This window comes from Albibacterium profundi, assembly GCF_042159835.1.
GTDB lineage: Bacteria > Bacteroidota > Bacteroidia > Sphingobacteriales > Sphingobacteriaceae > Albibacterium > Albibacterium profundi.
Genome location: NZ_JBBVGT010000002.1, coordinates 84,702 through 108,241, shown reverse-complemented (window position 1 = coordinate 108,241; position 23,540 = coordinate 84,702). Strand labels below are relative to the sequence as shown.

Annotated in this window: 26 protein-coding genes; 16 read left to right on the top strand and 10 right to left on the bottom strand. The window is 41.3% G+C overall.

All coding sequences use genetic code 11. The features are described from left to right. The first annotated feature begins 1 nt into the window (after position 1). Both WKR92_RS01910 and WKR92_RS01905 read left to right on the top strand, forming a co-directional pair. The gene (locus WKR92_RS01910; RefSeq protein WP_375556142.1) at positions 2 to 1,465 is read left to right on the top strand and encodes a glutamate synthase subunit beta; all 1,464 of its coding nucleotides are present in this window, start codon (positions 2 to 4) and stop codon (positions 1,463 to 1,465) included. Positions 1,466 to 1,806: 341 nt separating this feature from the next. Next, positions 1,807 to 2,313, top strand: a complete 507-nt coding sequence (locus tag WKR92_RS01905; protein WP_375556141.1) for a hypothetical protein — start codon at positions 1,807 to 1,809, stop codon at positions 2,311 to 2,313. Positions 2,314 to 2,317: 4 nt separating this feature from the next. Here WKR92_RS01905 and WKR92_RS01900 read toward each other — a convergent pair whose 3' ends face one another. Further along, a complete protein-coding gene (locus tag WKR92_RS01900; protein WP_375556140.1) occupies positions 2,318 to 2,851 on the bottom strand; it encodes an RNA methyltransferase in 534 nt (177 codons plus the stop codon). 119 nt (positions 2,852 to 2,970) lie between these two features. On the opposite strand from WKR92_RS01900, the gene guaB reads away from it, so the two are divergent. From guaB to WKR92_RS01845, 11 genes are all read left to right on the top strand, one after another. Continuing rightward, positions 2,971 to 4,440, top strand: coding sequence for an IMP dehydrogenase (gene guaB, locus WKR92_RS01895; RefSeq protein WP_375556139.1), 1,470 nt, complete (start codon positions 2,971 to 2,973; stop codon positions 4,438 to 4,440). A 36-nt stretch (positions 4,441 to 4,476) separates the two neighbouring features. Beyond that, positions 4,477 to 6,105 (top strand): acyl-CoA carboxylase subunit beta, encoded by a 1,629-nt coding sequence (locus WKR92_RS01890; RefSeq protein ID WP_375556138.1) that lies wholly within the window; start codon positions 4,477 to 4,479, stop codon positions 6,103 to 6,105. Positions 6,106 to 6,189: 84 nt separating this feature from the next. Further along, complete coding sequence (gene trxB / locus WKR92_RS01885) at positions 6,190 to 7,161, top strand: thioredoxin-disulfide reductase (RefSeq protein WP_375556137.1); 972 nt, start codon at positions 6,190 to 6,192, stop codon at positions 7,159 to 7,161. Positions 7,162 to 7,166: 5 nt separating this feature from the next. Next, entirely contained in the window at positions 7,167 to 7,640 is a 474-nt protein-coding gene (gene msrC, locus WKR92_RS01880; protein WP_375556136.1) for a free L-methionine (R)-S-oxide reductase MsrC, read from the top strand. 20 nt (positions 7,641 to 7,660) lie between these two features. Next, entirely contained in the window at positions 7,661 to 8,560 is a 900-nt protein-coding gene (locus WKR92_RS01875; protein WP_375556135.1) for a histone deacetylase family protein, read from the top strand. A gap of 116 nt (positions 8,561 to 8,676) precedes the next feature. After that, positions 8,677 to 8,925: a type B 50S ribosomal protein L31 gene (locus WKR92_RS01870; RefSeq protein WP_375556134.1), complete on the top strand. Its 249-nt coding sequence runs from the start codon at positions 8,677 to 8,679 to the stop codon at positions 8,923 to 8,925. A gap of 93 nt (positions 8,926 to 9,018) precedes the next feature. Continuing rightward, on the top strand, positions 9,019 to 10,224 hold the full coding sequence (locus WKR92_RS01865) for a putative sugar nucleotidyl transferase (protein WP_375556133.1): 1,206 nt from the start codon (positions 9,019 to 9,021) through the stop codon (positions 10,222 to 10,224). A gap of 12 nt (positions 10,225 to 10,236) precedes the next feature. After that, positions 10,237 to 11,001: a triose-phosphate isomerase gene (gene tpiA, locus WKR92_RS01860; protein WP_375556132.1), complete on the top strand. Its 765-nt coding sequence runs from the start codon at positions 10,237 to 10,239 to the stop codon at positions 10,999 to 11,001. A 17-nt stretch (positions 11,002 to 11,018) separates the two neighbouring features. Beyond that, entirely contained in the window at positions 11,019 to 11,870 is an 852-nt protein-coding gene (prmA, locus tag WKR92_RS01855) for a 50S ribosomal protein L11 methyltransferase (RefSeq protein ID WP_375556131.1), read from the top strand. Positions 11,871 to 11,872: 2 nt separating this feature from the next. Further along, positions 11,873 to 13,231, top strand: coding sequence for a UDP-N-acetylmuramate--L-alanine ligase (locus WKR92_RS01850; RefSeq protein WP_375556130.1), 1,359 nt, complete (start codon positions 11,873 to 11,875; stop codon positions 13,229 to 13,231). Between the two features lie 62 nt (positions 13,232 to 13,293). Beyond that, positions 13,294 to 13,635, top strand: a complete 342-nt coding sequence (locus WKR92_RS01845; RefSeq protein ID WP_375556129.1) for a helix-turn-helix domain-containing protein — start codon at positions 13,294 to 13,296, stop codon at positions 13,633 to 13,635. An 83-nt stretch (positions 13,636 to 13,718) separates the two neighbouring features. Here the strand turns inward: WKR92_RS01845 and WKR92_RS01840 are convergent, their stop codons facing one another. The 3 genes from WKR92_RS01840 to WKR92_RS01830 form a co-directional block, all read right to left on the bottom strand. After that, complete coding sequence (locus WKR92_RS01840) at positions 13,719 to 13,886, bottom strand: hypothetical protein (RefSeq protein WP_375556128.1); 168 nt, start codon at positions 13,884 to 13,886, stop codon at positions 13,719 to 13,721. Positions 13,887 to 13,993: 107 nt separating this feature from the next. Then, positions 13,994 to 14,557 carry an SMC-Scp complex subunit ScpB gene (gene scpB, locus WKR92_RS01835; RefSeq protein ID WP_375556127.1) on the bottom strand — a complete coding sequence of 188 codons (564 nt, stop codon included), beginning with the start codon at positions 14,555 to 14,557 and terminating at the stop codon, positions 13,994 to 13,996. A 5-nt stretch (positions 14,558 to 14,562) separates the two neighbouring features. Beyond that, a complete protein-coding gene (locus WKR92_RS01830; RefSeq protein WP_375557946.1) occupies positions 14,563 to 15,687 on the bottom strand; it encodes a CofH family radical SAM protein in 1,125 nt (374 codons plus the stop codon). A gap of 61 nt (positions 15,688 to 15,748) precedes the next feature. Between WKR92_RS01830 and mtaB the strand changes: the two genes are divergently transcribed. The 3 genes from mtaB (at position 15,749) to WKR92_RS01815 (ending at position 18,890) form a co-directional block, all read left to right on the top strand. Continuing rightward, positions 15,749 to 17,068: a tRNA (N(6)-L-threonylcarbamoyladenosine(37)-C(2))-methylthiotransferase MtaB gene (gene mtaB / locus WKR92_RS01825; RefSeq protein ID WP_375556126.1), complete on the top strand. Its 1,320-nt coding sequence runs from the start codon at positions 15,749 to 15,751 to the stop codon at positions 17,066 to 17,068. 2 nt (positions 17,069 to 17,070) lie between these two features. After that, positions 17,071 to 17,646 (top strand): C40 family peptidase, encoded by a 576-nt coding sequence (locus WKR92_RS01820; RefSeq protein WP_375556125.1) that lies wholly within the window; start codon positions 17,071 to 17,073, stop codon positions 17,644 to 17,646. A gap of 200 nt (positions 17,647 to 17,846) precedes the next feature. Next, the gene (locus tag WKR92_RS01815) at positions 17,847 to 18,890 is read left to right on the top strand and encodes an exonuclease domain-containing protein (protein ID WP_375556124.1); all 1,044 of its coding nucleotides are present in this window, start codon (positions 17,847 to 17,849) and stop codon (positions 18,888 to 18,890) included. Positions 18,891 to 18,896: 6 nt separating this feature from the next. Here the strand turns inward: WKR92_RS01815 and queG are convergent, their stop codons facing one another. From queG to WKR92_RS01785, 6 genes are read right to left on the bottom strand one after another with little or no spacing between them, the layout of a single operon-like run. Then, positions 18,897 to 19,853 (bottom strand): tRNA epoxyqueuosine(34) reductase QueG, encoded by a 957-nt coding sequence (gene queG / locus WKR92_RS01810; RefSeq protein ID WP_375556123.1) that lies wholly within the window; start codon positions 19,851 to 19,853, stop codon positions 18,897 to 18,899. Positions 19,854 to 19,870: 17 nt separating this feature from the next. Beyond that, entirely contained in the window at positions 19,871 to 20,563 is a 693-nt protein-coding gene (locus WKR92_RS01805) for a sulfite exporter TauE/SafE family protein (protein ID WP_375556122.1), read from the bottom strand. Then, positions 20,560 to 20,988, bottom strand: a complete 429-nt coding sequence (locus WKR92_RS01800; protein WP_375556121.1) for a FixH family protein — start codon at positions 20,986 to 20,988, stop codon at positions 20,560 to 20,562. The genes WKR92_RS01805 and WKR92_RS01800 overlap by 4 nt, the downstream gene beginning before the upstream one ends. 1 nt (position 20,989) lies before the next feature. After that, a complete protein-coding gene (gene ccoG / locus WKR92_RS01795; protein ID WP_375556120.1) occupies positions 20,990 to 22,366 on the bottom strand; it encodes a cytochrome c oxidase accessory protein CcoG in 1,377 nt (458 codons plus the stop codon). A gap of 41 nt (positions 22,367 to 22,407) precedes the next feature. Then, complete coding sequence (locus WKR92_RS01790; RefSeq protein ID WP_375556119.1) at positions 22,408 to 23,334, bottom strand: cbb3-type cytochrome c oxidase N-terminal domain-containing protein; 927 nt, start codon at positions 23,332 to 23,334, stop codon at positions 22,408 to 22,410. A 6-nt stretch (positions 23,335 to 23,340) separates the two neighbouring features. After that, complete coding sequence (locus tag WKR92_RS01785) at positions 23,341 to 23,526, bottom strand: hypothetical protein (RefSeq protein ID WP_375556118.1); 186 nt, start codon at positions 23,524 to 23,526, stop codon at positions 23,341 to 23,343. Positions 23,527 to 23,540 lie beyond the last annotated feature (14 nt).

Sequence of the window (23,540 nt, the reverse complement as noted above, 5' to 3'; positions counted from 1 at the left end):
CATGGGAAAAATAACAGGATTTATGGAGTTTGATAGAAAGGCTCCTGAAAAAGAACGAGTAGAAGAACGATTAAAACATTCAAACGAATTTGTAAAACCACTGACTGATGATGAATTGAATCGTCAGGCCGCACGATGCATGGATTGCGGAATTCCATTTTGCCATTCGGGCTGTCCACTAGGGAATGTGATTCCAGAGTTTAATGATGCGGTATACAAAGGGAAATGGGAAGAAGCTTATGAGATTTTGTCTTCCACGAATAATTTTCCGGAATTTACAGGTCGAATTTGCCCAGCACCTTGCGAGTCGGCTTGTGTGTTAGGAATTAACCGCTCGCCGGTAAGCATTGAGGAGATCGAAAAACATATTGCTGAGATCGCATACAAAAAAGGTTATGCAAAAGCAAAACGTGTATTGATTAATAGTGGAAAAAGTGTCGCTGTGGTTGGTTCTGGTCCCGCGGGCTTGGCAGCTGCCGCTCAACTAAGTAAGGCCGGTCATCAGGTTACCGTTTTTGAACGGGATGATAAACCGGGCGGTTTGTTGCGCTACGGGATCCCGGATTTTAAACTGGATAAATGGGTGATCGATCGGAAGATCAATATCATGGAAGAGGAAGGTGTTGTATTTATCTGCAATACAGAAGTTGGCAAAGACATAACCGCAAAAGAACTTAATGCTTTTGATGCTGTTGTTTTAGCTGGTGGATCCACAATACCGAGGGATCTCCCAATTCAGGGCCGAGGGGCAAAAGGTGTGCATTTTGCGATGGACTTTTTGAAGCAGCAAAATAAGCGAGTTGGAAGCTCTAGTTTTGAGCAAGAGGATATTTTGGCCACCGATAAACACGTTGTTGTTATTGGTGGAGGTGATACAGGTTCGGATTGTGTGGGTACTTCAAATCGTCAAGGCGCTAAATCGGTTACCCAGTTTGAGCTCATGTTTCAACCGCCTGCTAGTCGCACAGAAGCGATGCCTTGGCCAACCTACCCGATGCTTTTGAAGACAACTACGTCGCATGAAGAAGGTTGCGAACGCTACTGGTCGGTTAACACCAAAGAATTTGTTGCTGACGAACAGGGTAAGTTGAAAGCCTTGAAGGTGGTCGATCTAGAATGGGAAAAGGACCAGCTCGGCCGCCCTGTCAAATTCACTGAAATTGAAGGGTCGGAACGTGAAATTCCCTGCAATCTAGTGCTCTTGGCTATGGGATTCCTGCATCCACAGCATGAAGGACTTCTTAATGAATTGGGATTGGAATATGACCAACGCGGAAATGTAAAGGCTCAGGAAGGTAGTTATCGGACTTCAGCTGATAAGATTTTTGCTGCGGGAGATATGCGTCGGGGTCAGTCGCTTGTTGTCTGGGCCATCTCCGAAGGTCGTGAATGTGCCAGAAAGGTAGATGAATTCTTAATGGGCGTCTCTGAGCTCGAAACCAAAGACGCTTTGCCGGTAGCTTAAATATGTGTTTGTGTTTCTTTAGATAGAAAAGGGCCGTGTTTAAACATGGCCTTTTTCTATCTAAAGAAAAAGTTTTTAACTTATTCAAGAAGAACAGTGGTCAAACAGTGGTTAAACAGACACTAAACAGAGGTAAAAGGTCTGTTTGACCACTGTATAAAGGCTGTTTAAAGACAGTTTTTATATAGTTTATTAGAAACGAGATCTTTCTGTTGCCTGTCGATGTATTTGATAGTTAAGTAATTGTTATAATTGGTAACAATAACTTCATATAAAAAACATGAAGTTATTATTGCTTTTCCTTACTTTGTCTTCAACTTTTTACACCAAAAACCAATATTATGAAATCAGTCAGTTTATTACTGTCATGCTGTTTAATCAGCATTTGCACGTTTGCCCAGATGGGTGGAACCGATCAGGAAGCTAAAGAAGCTATCTCAAAACTTGCTTTCATTGAAGGAAAATGGAAAGGTGAAGGTTGGATGATGGGGCAGGATGGACAAAAGAATTCTTTTTCACAGACTGAAGATATTAGCTTTAAATTGGATGGGACAGCTTTGCTTATTGAAGGGAAAGGAATGGATGGTGATCGGACGATCCATAATGCACTAGCAATCGTAACTTACAACAAGAAAGATAAGAGCTATTCGTTCCAATCGTATTTGGCAAATGGCATGAATGGAAAATTCAAGGCTGAGCTCATTGAAGATAAATTCTACTGGTATCCGATGGGTAATATGCGTTATATAATCTTTTTAAACGAAAAGGGGCAATGGAAAGAGATCGGTGAGATGAAACAAGGGGAGAACTGGTTCCAGTTCTTCGAAATGACCTTGGATAAGCAATAGCCCTTTAGCCTTTTGTGATTTTGGCATAGAAGTCCCAAAGGATGATTCCTGCGGAGACAACAACATTCAGTGAATGCTTCGTCCCAAACTGCGGGATCTCAATGCAATTGTCGATCATTTCCATGGCTTCGTCGGATACGCCGTTCACTTCGTTGCCTAGGATCAATGCATATTTTTTGTTGGCTTTAGGTTGGTATTCATCAAGATAAAGGCTGTTATCGGCCTGTTCGATAGCTATGATCTGATAATTTTCTTTCCGTAGGTGGGAAATAGCATTGATTATATTTTTCTCGTAGGACCAATCGATTGATTGCGTGGCACCAAGGGCGGTTTTCTCTATTTCCCGATGAGGTGGCTGGCCGGTAATGCCACAAAGTATTATTCTCTCAATAGCGAAGCCGTCTGCTGTTCTGAATATAGAACCTACGTTGTGTAGACTGCGAATACTGTCTAAAAGGAGAACAACTGGTAATTTTTTTCTATTTTTGAACTGTTCTATAGTCGGACGGTTCAATTCATCCATCGATAGTTTACGCATGGGGGCAAAGATAGAAAAATATGAAAGTATTTTGACGGAATGGAATACGATGACTCTTTTAATTACCGAATATTCTCAGTAAATTTGCCCGGCAAAAAATAACTCCAAATCGTTTTGCCATGCAGTTAGATCCACAAAAATTCGTAGCAGAAGGCCTTACCTACGACGATGTATTATTAGTACCGGCTTATTCAGAAGTTTTACCACGCGATGTGGACACACGAACTTTTCTTACTAAAAAAATTCAACTTAATATTCCATTAATATCAGCGGCGATGGATACCATCACTGAGTCTGATCTAGCGATTGCGTTAGCACAGGCAGGAGGAATTGGGATGTTGCATAAAAACATGACGATTGAAGCTCAAGCTCAAGAAGTCAGAAAAGTAAAGCGTTCGGAGAGTGGTATGATTCAAGACCCTGTCGTTTTGAATGAAAAGGCAATTGTTCAGGATGCTTTTAAGATCATGAAAGAAAACAAGATCGGCGGTATTCCGGTAGTTGATGAACAAAACAAGTTGGTGGGTATTGTAACCAACCGCGATCTACGTTTCCAAAAAGATATGAATATTCCGATTGTGGACTTGATGACCAAAGATAATTTGGTTGTAGCACCAATAGGAACCAACTTGGTTCAAGCGGAAGAAATTTTGCAAAACCATAAGATAGAAAAGCTACCGGTTGTTGACAGGAACGGAATTTTAAAAGGCTTGATTACGTTTAAAGATATCCAAAAGTTTAAACACTTCCCGAGTGCGGCGAAAGATGAACACGGACGTTTGCGTGTTGGAGCAGCCGTTGGGGTTACACCTGATACCTTAGATCGTATCGCTGCGTTGGTTGAAGCAGGTGTAGATGTGGTTACCATTGACACAGCACATGGTCATTCCAAAGGGGTGATCGATAAATTGAAAGAAGTAAAGGCTAAATTTCCGGAGTTACAGGTAATTGTTGGAAATGTAGCTACGGGCGAAGCTGCGACCGCATTGGCGGACGCTGGTGCCGATGCGATCAAAGTAGGCATCGGCCCGGGTTCGATTTGTACAACACGTATCATCGCGGGTGTGGGTGTTCCTCAGCTATATGCTGTTTACGAATGTGCCAAAGCATTGAAAGGTCGCGGAGTTCCGATTATCGCAGATGGCGGAATTAAACAAACAGGTGATATTGCCAAGGCTATCGCATCTGGAGCAAGTACCATTATGGCCGGATCGCTCTTTGCCGGTGTAGAAGAGGCTCCCGGTGAAACGATTATTTATGAAGGGCGAAAATTTAAATCCTATCGTGGAATGGGGTCCATTGAAGCGATGGAACAGGGTTCGAAAGACCGCTATTTTCAAGATGTAGAAGACGATATCAAAAAATTGGTTCCTGAAGGAATTGTGGGACGCGTTCCTTATAAAGGTACTCTTGCTGAGGTAGTTTATCAGTATGTTGGTGGTTTAAAAGCGAGTATGGGTTACTGCGGCGCTGGGACCATCGAGAAACTTCAAGAGGCAAAATTTGTAAAAATTACCGGTGCTGGATTGCGTGAAAGCCATCCTCATAATATAGCGATCACCAAAGAGGCTCCGAATTATAGCAGATAAAATTCTATTTCTCTAAAAATAGAATTATCTTCGGTCATGAACCTGAAGTTTAATAAGAACGAAGATTTTAATAAGCAACAACTTTCCTATCTTAAGAATACCTTGAAAAAGGTATTCTTAGGAGGAGGGGAGAAATCCGCTGAAAAGCAACGGGCAAAAGGAAAGATGCTGGCCCGCGAAAGAATAGAATATTTAATAGACCAAGATAAACCTTGGTTGGAAATCGGTGCCTTGGCTGCACATGGTATGTACGAAGAGCAAGGTGGCTGTCCGTCAGCCGGTGTGGTTGTTGGTATCGGTTATGTTTCTGGCCGGCAATGTGTTGTGGTGGCTAATGATGCAACTGTAAAAGCGGGTGCTTGGTTTCCCATGACGGCTAAAAAGAACCTTCGCGCACAGGAAATTGCCATGGAGAATCGTCTGCCGATCATTTATTTGGTCGATTCAGCGGGTGTGTTTCTTCCGATGCAGGATGAGATTTTTCCGGATAAAGAGCATTTTGGGCGCATTTTTAGGAATAATGCGAAGATGAGTGCAGAAGGAATCGTGCAGATATCTGCTATTATGGGCTCATGTGTGGCAGGTGGCGCCTATTTGCCGATTATGAGTGACGAAGCTATGATTGTGGAGGGGACAGGATCGGTATTTCTGGCGGGTTCATATTTGGTAAAGTCTGCGATTGGAGAGGTTGTTGATAATGAGACGCTGGGTGGTGCGACGACACACTGTGAAATTTCAGGGGTGACTGATTATAAATTCCCGGATGATCAGACTTGTTTGGATTCTATTAAGAACATTATGAGCATGCTCGGTGCGCCAGAATCTGCGGGTTTTGATCGGATAAAAAGCAAGGAACCGAAAAAGAAACAAGAAGATATTTATGGGATTCTTCCTGCCTCCCGAGAAGAACCTTATGATATGAAAGAGATTATCCATCGCCTGCTGGATGATTCGTCATTTGAAGAATATAAAGAGCTTTACGGTAAGACCCTGATCTGTGGATTGGGGCGGATTGACGGCTGGGCGGTCGGTATTGTCGCTAATCAGCGAAACGTCGTAAAAACAAAGACCGGTGAGATGCAATTTGGCGGTGCTATTTATTCGGATTCGGCTGATAAGGCTACACGCTTTATTATGAATTGCAATCAGAAGAAGATTCCTTTGGTATTTCTACAGGATGTAACCGGCTTTATGGTAGGTAGTCGTTCTGAAAAGGGTGGTATTATTAAAGATGGAGCGAAGATGGTTAATGCAGTAGCAAATTCCGTCGTCCCAAAATTTACGATTGTTGTCGGTAACTCATACGGTGCAGGGAATTATGCCATGTGTGGTAAGGCCTATGATCCCCGATTGATTTTTGCCTGGCCATCAGCTAAAATTGCGGTCATGGGTGGTGCGCAAGCTGCGAAGACCTTGATGCAGATCCAGACTGCAAAATCAAAAAGAAATGGCGACGCTTTGACCCCGGAACAGGAAGAGGAGATGCTGAACAAAATCAAGGATCGATATGATTTGCAAACGAATCCTTACTATGCGGCAGCACGATTATGGGTGGATGGCGTGATTGATCCACTGCAGACTCGGCAGGCCATTTCGATGGGGATTGAGGCGGCGAATCAGTCGCCGATTACTCAAAAATTCAATGTAGGGGTTTTGCAAACGTAGGCTTTGATAGGGTATCTTTTGAAGTTTAACCGACAATTGATGGGTTAAATTTTATTACTTTTGTTTTTCATAAAATTATAAATAATGGCTGAAGAAAATATACAAGCGACAGAACACGTAAAATGTCTGATTATCGGTTCAGGACCTGCAGGTTATACGGCGGCGATTTATGCTGCGCGCGCAGATCTGAAACCGGTCTTATATACTGGTATTGTCATGGGAGGGCAGCTCACCACCACGAATGATGTTGAGAATTATCCGGGTTATCCAGATGGAATTACTGGTCCTTTGATGATGGAAGATTTTAAGAAGCAAGCGGAGCGCTTTGGTGCAGATATTCGCTTTGGACATGTTAGTAAGGTAGACTTTAAAGGCTCAGTTCACACCGTAGTTGTTGATGGAAACAAGACGATTACCGCTGATTCGGTAATTATTGCGACAGGTGCCAGTGCGAAGTGGTTGGGATTGGAGAGTGAACAAAAATATAATGGATTTGGCGTTTCGGCCTGTGCGGTATGCGATGGCTTTTTCTTTAAAGGACAAGAGGTGGCTATTGTTGGGGCCGGCGATACCGCTGCCGAGGAAGCAACGTATTTGGCAAAGCTTTGTAAGAAAGTGCACATGCTGGTACGTCGCGATGAATTTCGGGCGTCTAAAGTAATGCAGCACCGTGTATTAAGCACACCTAATATTGAAATCTATTACCATACCGAAACGAAGGAGATTTTAGGCGACGGACAGAATGTAACCGGCGTGCGTGTGATTAATAATCAGACCAACGAGGAGTCAACAATTGACGTAACCGGTTTCTTTGTGGCCATTGGACACCAACCTAATACAGAATTGTTTATTGACTCTATCGATATGGATGCAAACGGTTACCTCATAACGAAGCATGATAGCACGCAAACCAATATTGAGGGTGTGTTTGCATGTGGTGATGTTCAGGACCACGTTTATCGCCAAGCCGTGACGGCAGCAGGTACCGGCTGTATGGCTGCATTGGAAGCTGAACGTTATCTTGCGGCAAAAGAACATGAGTTTGTAGAAAACTAAATACGATGTCGGAAAATTTAGTTACTGTTTCAGGTACCAAAGAAGAACAATATCGAAATCTATTGCCGCAGTTGAAGGCCTTGCTGGCTGGCGAGTCTAATCGTGTTGCTAATATGGCGAACGTGGCTGCCGCCCTGAAGACACAATTTGATTTTTTCTGGGTTGGTTTTTATCTAGTTGATACGACTGATGAGTTAGTTTTAGGTCCCTTTCAAGGGCCTATTGCCTGCACGCGTATTAAAAAAGGTAAAGGTGTATGTGGTTCGGCATGGAGCGAAGCACGTCCCTTGCTCGTTCCTGATGTAGATGCCTTCCCAGGTCATATTGCTTGCAATAGTTTGTCGCGATCCGAAATTGTACTTCCGCTCATCAGCAACGGAACGGTAATCGGGGTGCTGGATGTCGATAGCTACAAACTCAATGATTTTGATGAGGTGGATCAGCGTTATCTTGGGCAGATTGTGGCTTTGTTGGTCTAAGATATGAACGGGGTTAAGACGTGATTGCATATCATCCCATTTTTGTACATACTTTACCGGACGGTCATCGCTTTCCGATGATCAAATATGAGCTGATTTACGAGCAATTACTATATCAAGGGATTGCAGATTCTTCGATGTTCTTTTCTCCTGAAGTAATTGATGATCGTTTTGTATTTGCAACCCATGACGATGCTTATTGGAAAAGAGCTTTAGGTTTGACGCTATCACCTGCGGAAGTACGTCGCATTGGTTTTCCGCTTTCCAAGGAACTAATTGAGCGTGAACAGCGGATAGCAGAAGGTACTCGTCGTGCAGCAATCTATGCTCTTAATACTGGTTGCGCTTTTAATATTGCAGGTGGGACACACCATGCTGGTTATGACTGGGGCGAAGGTTTTTGTCTATTGAATGATCAAGCTATAGCTGCTACTTATTTGCTCAATGAAGAGAAGATTTCAAAAGTATTGATCATTGACCTGGATGTACATCAGGGAAATGGGACTGCTAATATTTTTGAAAATAACGATCGTGTTTTTACATTTTCTATGCACTGTGAAAAGAACTTCCCTTTCCGGAAGGAGCGGTCTGATCTGGATGTTGGCTTGCCGGATGGTGTCACGGATGACGATTATCTAAAACAATTAGAAGTTATATTAGCGCAGCTTTTTGAAAAGGTGAATCCAGCATTTGTTTTTTACCTTTCTGGTGTGGATGTTTTGGCGACAGACAAGTTGGGGAAGTTAAAGTTGAGTATGGATGCTTGTAAGAAACGAGATCTGCTGGTGTTTAAGCATTGTAAGCGGCGAGCCATACCGGTGCAAATTAGCATGGGTGGTGGGTATTCAGCTGATATACGTCATATTGTAGATGCACATTGTCAGACGTTTAAGGTGGCAGTGGACTTGAACTTATTATAAAAATGGGCTAGATGCCATTATATATAATATTTTACTAAAAATTCTAATATATTATATTAAAAAACAGTATATTTGCGCCCTGATAAGGGAGAGAATAGTAGAAAAATATAAATACAATGAAAAAAGATTTGCACCCAACTAGCTATAGACCAGTGGTTTTTAAGGATATGTCAAATGATTATTCTTTTTTAACCAAGTCTTGTATTGAAACTAAAGAAACGATTCAGTGGGAAGATGGAAATGAGTATCCGTTGGTTAAATTGGAAATTTCTCATACTTCACACCCGTTTTATACTGGTAAAATGAAGTTAATTGATACTGCGGGACGTATTGACAAGTTCCGTAATCGTTACGCTAAGAAATAAGATCTTAAAATATTTTTGTAAAAGTCCCGGTATTGTTGCCGGGACTTTTTAATTTTAAGTGTTTTTGTTGAATCTAATCTAAGGCCAATAATTATGCAGGTAGTCCTTTATGATCGAGCTACATGGCGGAAAAATCTATATCCGCTAAGCTTAACCCGGCCGGTTTCTAATTTGCGAACGGGGATTTGGACGATCGATGAAAAGTGGTCAAACTATTTGCATGCACCTGTTTCCTTTCTTACTGAAAATTATTTAGCCAAAAAATATTCTCTGATAGCTCCGCAGGGTACGGTTTTAGTGATCCGAGGCAATGTATTGCCCGATAAAGGACTGTTAGATGCCATAGAGAACTTGAAAGTTGGTCAAGGCCTACGCACTGAACAAGAGGTGATTGCTCTGAAATACACTGAGCATTCCAACGATAGTTTATTGGAACTGGATATGGATCAACTTCATTTTACGGATATGGAAATGATTGATTACCACGGATCTGTGTCACAGATCCGTTATCCGGAAGATTTGTTTCTGCATAATGAAGCTGAACTGAACAAAGACTTTGAGTCGCTAACCAAAGGGAGGGCTAGTGCTGACCTGAGCTCGACTAACCGAGTGTTAGGCGAGCGTATTTTTGTAGATGACGGAGTAAGCGCTGAATGCGCTAACTTTAATACGCTTAAAGGGCCTATTTATCTGGGTAAAAATAGCCAGGTTTGGGAAGGAAGCTCTATTAGAGGTGCATTTTCTTTAGGGGAGCAGTCGATCGTTAAGATGGGGACAAAGATATACAGCAATGTTTCTGTGGGGCCGCATTGTAAAGTCGCTGGTGAATTGAATACGAGCGTTGTTTGGGGCAACTCCAATAAAGGACATGATGGTTATCTTGGGAGCGCTGTTGTCGGTGAATGGTGTAATTTGGGAGCTGGAACCAGTAACTCAAATATGAAAAATAACAGTCAAGCCGTTAAAATGTATCATTATGGCTTAGATGACAGAAGAGACACAGGTCTAGGCTTTTGTGGTGTCATAATCGGAGATCATATGCGTTCGGCAATCAACACATCATTTAACACGGGAACCGTGGTTGGAATTTGTTCAAATGTTTTCGGTGCGGGGATGCCGCCCACATTTGTGCCGGATTTTTCGTGGGGTGGTTCCGAGGGTATGAATATTTATGATATCGACAAGATGTTTCAGACCTGCGAATTGGTTTTTCAAAGACGTAATAGTAAATTTGACGAAATTGAAAAAGAGATCCTGCGCTTTGTTTTTGATTTGACAACAAAATACAGAAAAAATTAAAGAATAGTTAATATGAGAAAAAAAATAGTAGCCGGAAATTGGAAAATGAACTTGGGGTATGAAGAAGGAATAAGTTTGTTTTCAGAAATATTGAATATGGTAAATGATGAAGCGCGAGGAGACCAACAAGTCATTGTATGTAGCCCATTTATTCATTTGCATCATATCGCCAAACAGTCGGCAAATTCCGCTGTAGTTTCTGTTGGTGCTCAAAACATTAGTCAACATGATGCCGGTGCATATACTGGCGAAGTTTCGGCCAAGCAGGTGAAGTCGACTGGCGCGGATTACGTTATATTGGGCCACTCCGAAAGACGTGCTTATTTTGCAGAAGATGAAAAGCTACTTGAGATTAAAGTAGATCAGGCTCTTAAGAATAGATTGAAGCCTATCTTTTGTATAGGTGAAACAAAAGAGGAAAGAGAAGCGGGTGATTTTTGGGATGTTTTGTCGAAGCAGTTGAAAGAGACTGTTTTTCATCTATCAGAAGAAGAGTTTAAACAGGTTGTTTTAGCGTATGAGCCTGTTTGGGCGATAGGGACGGGTTTGACGGCAACCCCAGAGCAAGCTCAAGAGGTGCATGCCTTTATCAGAAACGAAATTGCAAATAACTTTGATCAAGAAACTGCAGATGCTACAACGATTCTTTATGGGGGGAGTTGTAACCCCAAGAATGCGCCGGATCTTTTTGCACAAGCGGATATTGACGGTGGCCTAATTGGTGGTGCGTCACTGAAATCAAGAGATTTTGTGGACATCATTAAGGTTTTGAACTAGTAGGATAAGAAATATTGATGAACTATTTAGAGTTTAATTTCATTTGCAAGCCGGCAAACGACTGGCAACAGGATCTATTCATCAACGAGTTAGCTACTATCGGTTTTGATACGTTTGAGTCGACAGACACTGGTTTCAAAGCATATGTGCCTGAGGTGAATTTCAATCCGGTTGAATTGGAAACACTTCTGCTGAGTTTAGATCCTGAATTTGATGTGCATTATGAAATGTCTTCAATAGAACATCAAAATTGGAACGAGTTATGGGAGTCTAATTTCCAGCCCATTGTCATTCAAGATCAAGTGTACGTGCGCGCAACCTTTCATGAGGCTGCGAGTCAATTCCCCTACGAAATTGTGATTGACCCGAAAATGGCTTTTGGTACCGGTCACCATCAAACAACATCGTTGATGATGGAGTGCTTGCTTGAAACCGAGTTAAAGGACATGTTGGTGCTGGATATGGGTTGTGGGACGGGGATACTGAGTATTTTAGCAAGCAAACTTTTAGCAGCTGAAGTTGTTTCCATTGACAATGACCCCGTCTGTGTGGAAAGCACACGGGAGAATATGCAACTGAACAAGGTGGAGAATATGTATGCTTTAGAGGGTTCTTTCCAAGCTATTCCTGACAGTGATTTCGATATTATATTGGCAAATATCAATCGTAATATATTGTTAGAACAGCTTGAGCATTATGCTCGTGCAATTACGCAAGGTGGGATTTTACTTCTCAGTGGTTTTTACGATGGAGAGGATTTAGACATGCTTAAGGCTGCAGCAGAGAAGCTTGGTTTTTCATTTGCTTCTTACAAAGAGAAGGAGAACTGGGTTGCGGCGAAATTTATATTTGAAAAAGTAAACGACTAGCTATGCGGGTCCATTTTATTGCTATTGGCGGAAGTATAATGCATTATCTGGCAATAGCATTAGCAAAAAAAGGCTATATAGTGAGCGGTTCTGACGATTATATCTTTGAACCCGCTTATACGAATTTGAAGGCAAATGCCTTACTTCCGAAAGAAAACGGCTGGTTCCCGGAGAAAATAGACGATCAAATCGATGCTGTCATTTTGGGGATGCATGCCAAAGAGGATAATCCCGAGCTCTTAAAAGCGAAGGAGCTCGGACTTACCGTCTATTCTTATCCTGAATTTATTTACGAGCAATCGGTTAACAAGACACGCGTGGTCATTGGCGGGAGCTATGGAAAAACCACAATAACCTCCATGATTATGCATGTCCTTAAGGAGTTGGAACGTGACTTTGACTATGTCGTGGGTGCTGAATTGGAAGGTTTTGAGAATTCTGTACGGATATCCAAGGATGCACCGATTGTTATTATTGAAGGTGATGATTATTTGGCTTCCGTCGAGGATAAACGACCCAAGTTTTTACTCTATAAAGCGAATATCGCTTTAATTAGTGGCCTTGCTTGGGATCATGTGGATGTGTATCCGACGTTCGACAGTTATTTGCATCAGTTTAACCTGTTTATTAAGAGCATCGAACCTAAAGGGACACTGATTTATAATAAAGAGGATAAAAAGGTTCAGGAATTAGTCGCTGAAGATAGTTCGAATATTAATAAACATGGATATAGGACGCCGGAATTCACCATTAATAAAGGCCAAACATCAGTTTCAACTCCTGTAGGTGAGATACCGTTGCAGGTCTTCGGTCGCCATAACTTGTCGAACTTAGCAGCCGCTTATACCGTATGTGAGTGGATTGGAATTAGTCGCGAAGAGTTTTATGATGCGATTAAATCGTTCAAAGGTGCAGCACGAAGACTTGAGTTCGTGACCAGTAATAACGATAGTGTGGTGTATAAGGATTTTGCACACACGCCTTCTAAAGTCGCAGCATCTGTGCAGGCCGTAAAGGAACAGTATCCCGATAAGACCTTAGTAGCTATTATGGAACTACCTTCTAATGCTGGTTTAAACGAAAATTTTCTTTCGGGATATAAAGATAGTATGAACAAAGCGGATGTTCCAATTATTTTCATTAATCAAGAATCCTTCAAGCAAAAGAATATGGAGCCGGTGAGCGACGAATTGCTAAGAAAAGCATTTAATAACGAAGATATTGTTTGTTTTAACACCGTGTTGGGCTTAAAGGACCATTTAAAAGAGATGGATTCCTCTGGGAAGAATTTATTGTTTATGAGCTATGCTAATTTTGGGGGAATTAGTGTAGTTAATTTTGCCGATGTATTTATTTCTTAACTTGTTAATTGTATCTTTGCTATAATACCATTAGTTAAATATTTATCCAGTTTATATAATACATGAAGAATCTCGGAAAGAAAATAAGATTATTAAGACACCAAAGAGGTTGGAGCCAAGAAGATGTTGCAAAACGTTTGGACATCTCTATTCCTGCCTTCTCAAAGATAGAAACCGGTATTACTGATGTTAATCTCTCTAGATTGGATCAGATTTCACAGTTGTTCGATCTAAGCATTGTGGAATTACTGACCTACAATGATGCAGACGATCAAAAGAAGTACAACAGTGAGTTGGAAACGACCTTAGAAAAATTGAATGGGAGAGAGGAAGAGATTATTGCGTTGCAAAAGAAGGTGATTGAACTTTACGAAGAGTTGAGAAAAGTTCGCGGAGAGTATTAGTATTCGTGCTAAAAAGTGTACAAAGATTTCAGGGTAGATTGATGCTTTTGCATCAATCTACCTAATTTTTTTGATAGACACGATTAATAATCATCGTCATCATCATCGTAATCGCTTAGCTCATCGAAGTTGTCGAATCCATCGAAATCCAGTTCATCATCAAACTCATCAAATGTGTCCTGGCGCTCCATCTTCTTGTCTAAGCCCTCTGATAATCGATCCGATTTTAGAGGTTTTCCCGGCGTTTTCATAGATTAATTCAAAATTTTTCTGTTGCATTTGTTATTATAAAAGTACAAAGTATTTGAATTAAATTCCTAAAAAATTTTTCTGTTTTTTTATTGCCTGTCCATGGCAGCTACTCATTTGAAGAACCTATGAAGTTTTCCTCAGAGATAACATCTTTCAATTTGGGTAGTTCTGATTTTGAATTGATTCCAAAATAATCCTGGAATAAAGGACTCACACCGTAGAGTAAAGGCCTGCCTACACTTTCAGCTTTTCCGAGAATGGTAACTAGCTCCTTCTCTAACAACATACGAATCGAATAGTCGCAATTAACCCCACGGATCTGTTCAATCTCAAGCTTGGTAATGGGTTCTTGATAAGCAATGATTGCAAGTGTTTCAAGGGCAGCCTGACTAAGTTTTTTCTTTGATCGGTGAATTTGAAGTTGGTTAATGACAGCGAAATAAGTTGGTTTCGTAAGAAACTGGAATCCGCCATTTATTCGCACTAGCCCGATAGCGTGACGATCCTCGGCATACTTAGCTTCTATTGCATTGACGTGTTTGTCGATGGCATCTATACTAATTTCTTGTTCAAAAGTAGCCTGAAGTATTTCTTTAATTTCTTTCGTAGAAATACTTTGTTCCGACGCAAAAATAAGTGCTTCGATCTGTTGTTCAAGTTGATCAATCATGATACTCAATAATCAATAACCTGTTCTTCCATAGTCGCCGGGATTTCGCGCCATTGATAGCGTTGGTTTCGAAGTTGGGGTTCGAAACCAGCATTTTTAATCGCGTTCTGGATGGTTTGTGACGTAAAGCGGTGAGGTGCACCTGCCGCTGACACGACGTTTTCCTCGATCATAATGGACCCGAAATCATTTGCTCCTGAGTGTAGGCATATTTGTCCGGTTTTCTCCCCGACTGTTAGCCAAGAGGCCTGGATGTTTTTAATATTGGGTAACATGATCCTACTAAGAGCGATCATGCGGATGTACTCGTCACTTGTTACATTGTTTGAAATACCACGAACTTTCTTTAAAAGAGTCCCGTCATCTTGAAAAGGCCATGGGATAAACGCAATAAACCCGTCTGCATCGTTGGGTTTTTTGGTCTGAACTTCCCGAATCCATACAAGATGTTCAAAGCGTTCATGTAAAGTTTCAATATGTCCGAACATCATGGTTGCTGATGTTGATATATGAAGTTGGTGGGCTGCCTCCATAATATCCAACCATTCTTTTCCACCGCATTTGCCTTTCGAAATGAGGCGGCGAACACGATCATTCAATATCTCTGCGCCTGCGCCCGGCAGGGAATCGAGTCCCGATTCTTTTAAAGCTTTTAATACCGCTGTATGGCTCATATCTTCCAATTTACATATATGAGCTACTTCTGGTGGCCCCAAGGCATGAAGTTTTAAACTAGGATAAAGCTCCTTGAGCTGTCTAAATAATGTTGTATAATAAGAAAGTCCTAAATCGGGATGATGTCCGCCTTGAAGCAAAAGCTGATCTCCACCAAAGCGAAAGGTTTCCTCTATTTTGATCTTATAGGTTTCGATATCGGTGATGTAACTTTCCTCATGGCCTGGTCGGCGAAAGAAATTACAAAACTTACAGTTAGCAATGCAGACATTGGTAGTATTGACATTTCGATCGATTTGCCAGGTCACTTTCCCGTGTGGTACCTGGATCTTTCGGAGTTCATTTGCGGTATACATTAATTCTGCTGTAGAAGCATGATGGTAAAGGTAGAGACCTTCTTCTAAGGTCAAGAATTGAAAATCAGAGGCTTTCTTTAAGAGATCTTTGGTATTCATCATCACAAATATACGCAAGAAGGTTAGTTATCTTAAATAATTCTTATTTTTGCAGCATATTATGACGAAGAAAGTTGCTTTTTATACACTAGGTTGTAAATTGAATTTTTCAGAGACCTCATCAATCGGTAGATTATTTCAAGATGCAGGTTATGAACCGGTTGCGTTCAATGAGCGGGCGGATGTATACGTAATAAATACTTGCTCCGTGACGGATCATGCTGATCGGAAGTGTAGGAAGGTTGTGAAAGAAGCTTTAAAATATTCTCCGGAGGCTTATATAACTATAGTCGGCTGTTATGCGCAGCTTAAGCCGAAAGAAATAGCAGAAATTAAAGGGGTAGATATGGTGTTGGGAGCTGCTGAAAAGTTTAATATTATTGAGCACATCAATGAGTTGACAAAGCAACCGAAAGCGATTATTCATAATGAGCCAATTGAAACAACCAATGTTTTTGTTCCAGCCTTTTCAATAGGCGACAGGACTCGTACTTTTTTGAAGGTACAGGATGGCTGCGAATATTCTTGTACGTTTTGTACAATACCCTTGGCGCGCGGAGCCAGTCGCAGTGGTTATATCGCTGATATTGTGACGCAGGCAAAGGAAATAGCTGAGTCAGGTATCAAGGAGATTGTGCTGACCGGTGTTAATATTGGTGATTTTGGGTTGCATAAAGGTAAGAGGGAAGAGACTTTCTTAGATCTTATCAAAGCCTTGGATGAGGTGGAAGGGATCAAAAGGTTTAGGATATCGTCAATCGAACCCAATTTATTGTCCAATGAAGTTATTCATTTTGTCGCTTCATCCAAACGTTTTGTTCCTCATTTTCATATGCCTTTGCAGTCGGGATCAAATAAGATTCTGGGAAAAATGAGGAGACGGTACAAAAGAGAACTCTATGCGGAACGTGTGAAAACAATTAAAGCATTGATGCCTGACTGTTGTATAGGGGTCGATGTGATTGTTGGTTTCCCCGGAGAAGAGCGCGAAGACTTCTTGGAAACCTATAAATTTATAAATGAACTGCCGGTCTCTTACCTACATGTTTTTACTTATTCAGAACGTGAAAATACCATTGCTGCGCAAATGGAAGGGTCAGTTCCAGGAAGCAGTCGCTCAGACCGAAGTAAAATGCTCCATATACTTTCCGAGAAAAAAAGACGTTTGTTTTATGAAGAACAGTTAGGGAAAGAAGGTGAAGTACTGTTTGAATCGGACGAAAAAAACGGGTTGATGCATGGCTTTACACCTAATTATGTGAAAGTTGAAACTCCATATGACCCTTTGTTGGTAAACGAAATAGTTGGAGCACGATTGACAGAAATTAGTGAAAATAATCACGTTAAGATAGAGCAGTTGACGGAAGAACTACATCATTAGACATGATCAGAAGAGACTTCATAATAGGTTGCATTTTATTTTTATCAGCAACTGTATTGTCAAGTTGTCTAGCTCGGCCAGAACGGGTGGGTCCGTCTTATTCTAAAAATGCACCCGTTGGAAAAGACCGTGCGGAGCGGTCGACTGGGAAAACCAATAGAAATATTGCCGAAAAGTATGCGGATATTATTGGTGTAGATGTCTCGGATATTGATAATATCGACTTATACCAGTATATTGATAACTGGATGGGTATTCCTCATCGATTAGGAGGGCTGGACAGAAGAGGAATTGACTGTTCTGCTTTTGCAAAGCAGCTCGTTCACGAAGTGTATGGAAAGGAATTGCCGCGTACCGCTGAAGATATGTCTAAGATTGTTAAAAGGAAATATGAGAATCAACTCAGAGAAGGTGATCTGATATTCTTTAATTTTAATGGAGGAAGGTTTGACCATGTAGGCATTTACTTGGGAAATAGTCGCTTTGTTCATGTGTCAACATCGAAAGGAGTGATCATCAGCAATCTAAAAGATCCTTGGTACTATAAATATTTTTCACGCGGAGGATCCATTTTATAATCGTATTAAGAATTGAATTTGTACTTTTGTATTGTATGAAACCTAAGAAAAAGGAAACTATATGGCAGCACCTGATTTATTACGCTAGCTCAGAGGTGCTATTGTATGCCGTGATGATCATTGGTATCTTACTTGGGATATTAATTCTAGGCTAATTTATTGACTATCTTTCCTTTTATTATCCTTTATTAAACTAACACATGACTTTAAAATTAAAACGACCATTAGCTATATTTGATTTGGAAACGACGGGTGTCAACGTTGCATCAGATAGGATTGTCGAACTTTGTGTATTGAAAGCCTATCCCGACGGCGCGGAAGAGCTTAGAACACTGCGTATTAACCCTGAGATGCCTATCCCGTATGAGTCATCGGTCGTTCATGGAATTTATGATGAAGATGTAGCCAATGCGCCTACTTTTAAAGAGATAGCAGCTGAGTTGGCAGAATTTCTGGGCGACGCTGACCTGGGTGGGTATAATTCGAATAAATTTGATATTCCGTTATTAATGGAGGAGTTCCTACGTGCTAATACAGATTTTTCTATAGCAAACCGGTTTTTTGTCGATGTGCAAAATATTTTCCACCAAATGGAGCAGCGAACTTTAAAAGCGGCTTACAAGTTTTACTGTGATAAAGAGCTGGTAAACGCACATTCAGCTGAAGCTGATGTGAGAGCGACTTTTGAAGTTTTAAAAGCTCAGGTTCAGCGATATGAAGGTCAGGAGTGGGCCGATAAAAGTGGTAATGTTTCTGTTCCGGTGGTCAATGATATTGAGGCTTTACATAAATTTACGAATCTAAATCGTACAGTTGATTTTGCCGGTAGATTGGTATATAACAGCGATAATATTGAAGTGTTTAGTTTCGGGAAGCACAAAGGCAAGGCAGTAGTGGATGTTTTTAAAATTGAACCTAGCTACTATTCCTGGATGATGCGTGGCGACTTCCCAATGTATACTAAAAAATGTCTTGAGCAGATCTGGAACCGATGCCGACAGGCTCCGAAAAGCGAAGGAGAGCAGCATGCGGCTCAACCCGCATCGTCAAATAATACTCAGCGGCCTCAACCTCAGGCGTCTACCCGCTCATCAGGTGAGTTAGATAGAGGCACAGGAAAGGGTACTTCACGTGCAAATGAACCGACGACGAACTACAGAAAGGATCATAAGCGTTCACAGAAGCCATCTAAGCCCATTACACCGGACATGTTAAAGAATTTGCAGGATAGATTTAAGAAATAGTAGATTTTAATGTTGGGTGTCGTCTTCTGAGTGAGAATTAAGAAAGGCGATGTTTCGTTGCAAGCCCGTATACTTTGCTCGCTTGACAGCCGACTTTTTAAAGATCTCATTGAAGGTATCCTTGGTTATTTCGTCCCATTCTTTCTTATTCATCTCTAATAGACGAGGGTGGGGGGTAAATCTTGGTTCTTGATGTTGAATCGAAAAACGGTTCCACGGGCATACGTCTTGACATACGTCACAACCGAACATCCAATTATCCATTTTTCCACTAAACTCTGTTGGTATTTCATCTTTGAGCTCGATTGTTAAATAGGAAATACATCGACTGGCATCGACAACCTTATTTCCTTGCAGCGCACCTGTCGGACATGCATCAATGCATCGTGTGCAACTACCGCAATGATCCGTCGCCAAATGTTGTTCATACTCAAGCTCTAAGTCGACAACTAACTCCGCCAGAAAGAAAAACGAACCTTTGCTCTTCGAAAGAAGGAGGCTGTGCTTTCCTACCCATCCTAAACCAGATTTTTCCGCCCAGGCTTTGTCGAGGATCGGCGCGGAGTCGACAAAAGCACGCCCGGATACTTCACCAATATGATCTTGAATAAAGGAGAGCAGCTCTTTGAGTTTCTCTTTTATAATAAAGTGATAGTCAACACCGTATGCGTATTTTGAAATTTTAGGAGCATTGAGATCAGTCTGTTTATCACTCGTATAGTAGTTGTACGAAAGAGAAATAATAGATTTAGCACCATCCATCAAGAGTCTCGGATCCAGGCGTTTATCGAAGTGGTTTTCCATATAGGATAATTGGCCATGATAACCTTGTTTGAGCCAATTTTCTAGGTAGGGAGCCTCATGCTCCAAATAGTCTGCCTTCGATATTCCACAGGAGAGAAAGCCCAAACGCTGGGCTTCATCTTTGATTAGTTTTGTATATCGTTCTGTTTTAGAAGACATTTTGCAAAGGTAGGCACTTAATTACAAGTAACCATACCTTCGGGGTAAATTAACGGACTCAAGTAGGGGATGTTAAGGTCGGCACCGCGAAGTATGAACCAGGTTCCCATAACCAGAAAAAGAAAAGGCAACCACGAGGACAGATTGAAAGGTATATATCTTTTGATATAGGATCCGGCTATTCCGGTCAATAGCATCAGAGGCAATGTGCCAAAGCCAAACAATAGCATGAATTTACCACCCGCCAACGTACTGCCTGTACTTAAAGCGGTTGCCAGTGCCATATAGACCATTCCACATGGAAGAAAACCATTTAACATACCTGCTAGGAAATTTCCACCAGGTTTATATAGCCAATAGCCCATTTTTTTATATAGAGGTGCAAAGAGTCTCTGCTGTACTACAATGAGTCGGTTTGAATGATGACCTAATAGAGTGAATAAGCCCATCGTTATCAACAAAGCTCCGGTAAAGAGACTTAGCCCTTGCTGCCAGCCTCTGTACTCGGCACCGACCGAAATCGTGCCTATGATAAGACCAAATGATGCATAGGTGAGGATTCTGCCTATTTGATAGATGATGCGGTTTACCACGAGTTGAGTATGGGTCTTGCCGGTTGTCGGCAAAGCAAGCAGGAGGGGGCCACACATCGCAACGCAGTGGAGACTGCCTAACAGGCCCATAAAGAAAGCTAAATAGTCAGCATTCATCGGATATATATACTTTTTTCAAATAACAGCGGAACCCCCTTATGACTCTTCCAGTCAATTCGTATATTCCATCTGCCGTCACTGAGGTCAGCGATTGGGAGTCTAAAAACATTGCTTTTCGTCGAAAAGGGGAGTTCTAGATCTTGTGATGAATCGGATTCTCGCCGCAACGCCAATAGACCATTGCTGCCAGTTTCTTGAAACTGGATGACCATGTAACCGCTATCAACGACCAACTGTGGTTCTAGGTTTAATTCCTTCACGTTCGTTTTATGATTGTAGGTAGAATCGTATTCAAGTCCCTTTTCGTAATAGTCCTCTTCGATGAGCGAATCGTGGTCGTTGCTGACCATATAGATCCCCGTGCTGACAGCGATAATGACAAATAATAATAAGGTAATGAAAATTTTTACGCCCCAATTCATGTTAGTTTCCCGGTGGTGATATAAAAGTTGTTTTTAGTGTTTCCAAGGTACGATCACCAGAAAGCACTTTTACTCTTACATCTGTTTTATAAGTTGTTATATTCTTAGACTCGTTGATCAGGAAAAAACTAAATTTTGCGGTCTCTCCCGGTTTCAACTCTGACCTCGGATTAACGAGTTTAATGGTAAAGTTAGGATCTTCTGTATCTAAGACAAAAGGCAATACGTTATTAGATTTATTAATCAGCTCTAAATTATACAAATTGTTAACGGTTCCTTCAGTTTGGTTAACCTGATAGCTCGTTCCTTTGGCTCTTAAAAGAGTGCCGTCAACCTCAGATCTTGAAAGTATCAACCAGCCAAAGATTGCTAGGAGAACGACAAGAACAATCGAATAGGATATAATTCGGGGTGTGTTCTTCTCTGATGTGTTTTCTTCAATTTGTTTCGAAGAATAAAAGCCAATCAAGCGTTTCGGACGATCTATCTTTTCCATAACGCTATCACATGCATCAATACACGCTGTGCAATTCACGCATTCCAACTGCAGTCCGTCCCGGATATCGATACCCGTAGGGCATACCTGAACGCATAGCGTACAATCTATGCAATCCCCCAGTTCTTGTTCTGTACCTTTCTTTAGTTTACCTCTGGGTTCGCCGCGCTGATAATTATAGGCAACCACCAAGCTCTGATCATCAAGAAGAACACCTTGTAGCCTCCCGTAAGGACAAATATGCGTACAGACAATTTCGCGAACAAAAGCAAATACGCCGTAAAACATAAATGTAAATACAATCATTGATATGAGGCCGCCAATATGTTGGCTCACAGGTTCGGTAATGATTTGATATAAGGCATCAACTCCTATTACATAGGCCAGAAATAGATTTGAAATTAAAAATGAAATAACAAAATAAATGATATGTTTTAACGTCTTTTTGAATATCTTATCTGGCGTGTTCGGACCTTGGTCGCGTTTTCTTTGTTGATTAGCATCACCTTCAATCCAATATTCGATTTTCCTAAAAATCAGTTCTAAGAAAATAGTCTGGGGACAGGCCCATCCACACCAGACTCTACCATATACTGCTGTAAAAAGAACGATGAATACGAGGCCGATAAGCATGCCGAATACGAAGATATGTAGATCTTGAGGCCAAAATACGGTGCCGAAAATTACAAACTTTCGTTCAATAACATTGAATAGGAGAAACGGCTCACCATTTACTTTAATAAATGGCATGATTAAAAAGATGATTACTAAGAAATAGCCGAACCACTGCCTGTAATTCAGGAGCTTTCCACTTGGTTTTTTAACATAAAGTGGACGTGAACTTTTTTCGCTTATTGTAGGCTGATACTCCGAGCTTGCCATTTTCTCTTTCCCTCTCTTTCCAATTAATGTTTATTGCCAAATTAAATCGACGTTTCTTGTGCTGTTGATGTTTCTTCTACGGTTTCTTCCGTTTCTGCGCTAGCTTCGCCAGCAGCGTCGCTTGCACGGCCCTCCATTTTTTCCCCTTCGGCAGGTTTCGCGTTCGGAGGGTTGGTGCCGACGATGGAAACGATATAGTTTGCTACTTGAGCAATCTGTACAGGTGTCAAGTTAGCTTCCCAAGGCACCATTCCTTTATCGGGGACGCCATATTTGATCGTTCTGAAAATATCACCAACTTCACCACCATGGATCCAGAAGTCGTCGGTAAGGTTTGGTCCGATCATACCCTCTCCCTGATTACCGTGACACATACCGCAATTCAATAAATAAATCTCTTGTCCAGCGGCGACAAACTCCGGTGATAAATCTACCGTCACCGAGTTTTCATCAACATTACTACCGGACGCCTCTAAGTAAGCTAGTCGCTCTGCCTCTGCTAGCTCCATTTGTGCCAAGTATTCTTCTTCTTGATTCATTCCCCATCCGAATACGTCGTATACTAATATATAACCTATTGCAAAGACGATTGTTGAATAAAACAATGCATTAAACCAGAGAGGTGTAGGGTTGTCTAACTCTCTAATCCCATCATACTCATGGTCGATCATGATTTCCTCTTCAGTCTCCATTGGATTTAGGCCGGCGACTTTATTCCACCAAGCTCTTCGGTCTCTCTTTTTTTCCAACTTTGAGGCAATTTGTGCTTTTTGCTCTTCTTCTAACTCCGGCATCGTAACCCGAACCAAAGTCTTCAGTGATTTTAATACGGCAAGCGCGCCGACGAATAGAATAACAAAAAGAACTAATGTTACAATGATGAGGAGATTAATCGGACTTAGCTCGAATATAGGTTCCAATGCCGCCTCCGTTGCTGCTGCTGTTGAATCTAGAATAATTGATTTCATAGTATATTATTCTTGCGGGTTAGTGAATTCATTCTCATTGTCTTCCAATGGCATTTCGCTCATATGGTCAGAATAGTCTTTCTTCATTCGGATAAGCATAATGCCCACGACAATAAAAAATATCAGGAAGATTAATAATGAAAATATTAAATACCTTTCGTCACCGTTTAAGTTTGTTATTTGTCTAAACATGATCTATTTAGTTT

Excerpts from the sequence above, each read along its gene's own strand:
- WKR92_RS01910 (WP_375556142.1), top strand. The coding sequence starts at position 2 with ATGGGAAAAATAACAGGATTTATGGAGTTTGATAGAAAGGCTCCTGAA.
- WKR92_RS01905 (WP_375556141.1), top strand. The coding sequence starts at position 1,807 with ATGAAATCAGTCAGTTTATTACTGTCATGCTGTTTAATCAGCATTTGC.
- WKR92_RS01900 (WP_375556140.1), bottom strand. The coding sequence starts at position 2,851 with ATGCGTAAACTATCGATGGATGAATTGAACCGTCCGACTATAGAACAG.
- guaB (WP_375556139.1), top strand. The coding sequence starts at position 2,971 with ATGCAGTTAGATCCACAAAAATTCGTAGCAGAAGGCCTTACCTACGAC.
- WKR92_RS01890 (WP_375556138.1), top strand. The coding sequence starts at position 4,477 with ATGAACCTGAAGTTTAATAAGAACGAAGATTTTAATAAGCAACAACTT.
- trxB (WP_375556137.1), top strand. The coding sequence starts at position 6,190 with ATGGCTGAAGAAAATATACAAGCGACAGAACACGTAAAATGTCTGATT.
- msrC (WP_375556136.1), top strand. The coding sequence starts at position 7,167 with ATGTCGGAAAATTTAGTTACTGTTTCAGGTACCAAAGAAGAACAATAT.
- WKR92_RS01870 (WP_375556134.1), top strand. The coding sequence starts at position 8,677 with ATGAAAAAAGATTTGCACCCAACTAGCTATAGACCAGTGGTTTTTAAG.
- WKR92_RS01865 (WP_375556133.1), top strand. The coding sequence starts at position 9,019 with ATGCAGGTAGTCCTTTATGATCGAGCTACATGGCGGAAAAATCTATAT.
- tpiA (WP_375556132.1), top strand. The coding sequence starts at position 10,237 with ATGAGAAAAAAAATAGTAGCCGGAAATTGGAAAATGAACTTGGGGTAT.
- prmA (WP_375556131.1), top strand. The coding sequence starts at position 11,019 with ATGAACTATTTAGAGTTTAATTTCATTTGCAAGCCGGCAAACGACTGG.
- WKR92_RS01850 (WP_375556130.1), top strand. The coding sequence starts at position 11,873 with ATGCGGGTCCATTTTATTGCTATTGGCGGAAGTATAATGCATTATCTG.
- WKR92_RS01845 (WP_375556129.1), top strand. The coding sequence starts at position 13,294 with ATGAAGAATCTCGGAAAGAAAATAAGATTATTAAGACACCAAAGAGGT.
- WKR92_RS01840 (WP_375556128.1), bottom strand. The coding sequence starts at position 13,886 with ATGAAAACGCCGGGAAAACCTCTAAAATCGGATCGATTATCAGAGGGC.
- scpB (WP_375556127.1), bottom strand. The coding sequence starts at position 14,557 with ATGATTGATCAACTTGAACAACAGATCGAAGCACTTATTTTTGCGTCG.
- WKR92_RS01830 (WP_375557946.1), bottom strand. The coding sequence starts at position 15,687 with ATGAATACCAAAGATCTCTTAAAGAAAGCCTCTGATTTTCAATTCTTG.
- mtaB (WP_375556126.1), top strand. The coding sequence starts at position 15,749 with ATGACGAAGAAAGTTGCTTTTTATACACTAGGTTGTAAATTGAATTTT.
- WKR92_RS01820 (WP_375556125.1), top strand. The coding sequence starts at position 17,071 with ATGATCAGAAGAGACTTCATAATAGGTTGCATTTTATTTTTATCAGCA.
- WKR92_RS01815 (WP_375556124.1), top strand. The coding sequence starts at position 17,847 with ATGACTTTAAAATTAAAACGACCATTAGCTATATTTGATTTGGAAACG.
- queG (WP_375556123.1), bottom strand. The coding sequence starts at position 19,853 with ATGTCTTCTAAAACAGAACGATATACAAAACTAATCAAAGATGAAGCC.
- WKR92_RS01805 (WP_375556122.1), bottom strand. The coding sequence starts at position 20,563 with ATGAATGCTGACTATTTAGCTTTCTTTATGGGCCTGTTAGGCAGTCTC.
- WKR92_RS01800 (WP_375556121.1), bottom strand. The coding sequence starts at position 20,988 with ATGAATTGGGGCGTAAAAATTTTCATTACCTTATTATTATTTGTCATT.
- ccoG (WP_375556120.1), bottom strand. The coding sequence starts at position 22,366 with ATGGCAAGCTCGGAGTATCAGCCTACAATAAGCGAAAAAAGTTCACGT.
- WKR92_RS01790 (WP_375556119.1), bottom strand. The coding sequence starts at position 23,334 with ATGAAATCAATTATTCTAGATTCAACAGCAGCAGCAACGGAGGCGGCA.
- WKR92_RS01785 (WP_375556118.1), bottom strand. The coding sequence starts at position 23,526 with ATGTTTAGACAAATAACAAACTTAAACGGTGACGAAAGGTATTTAATA.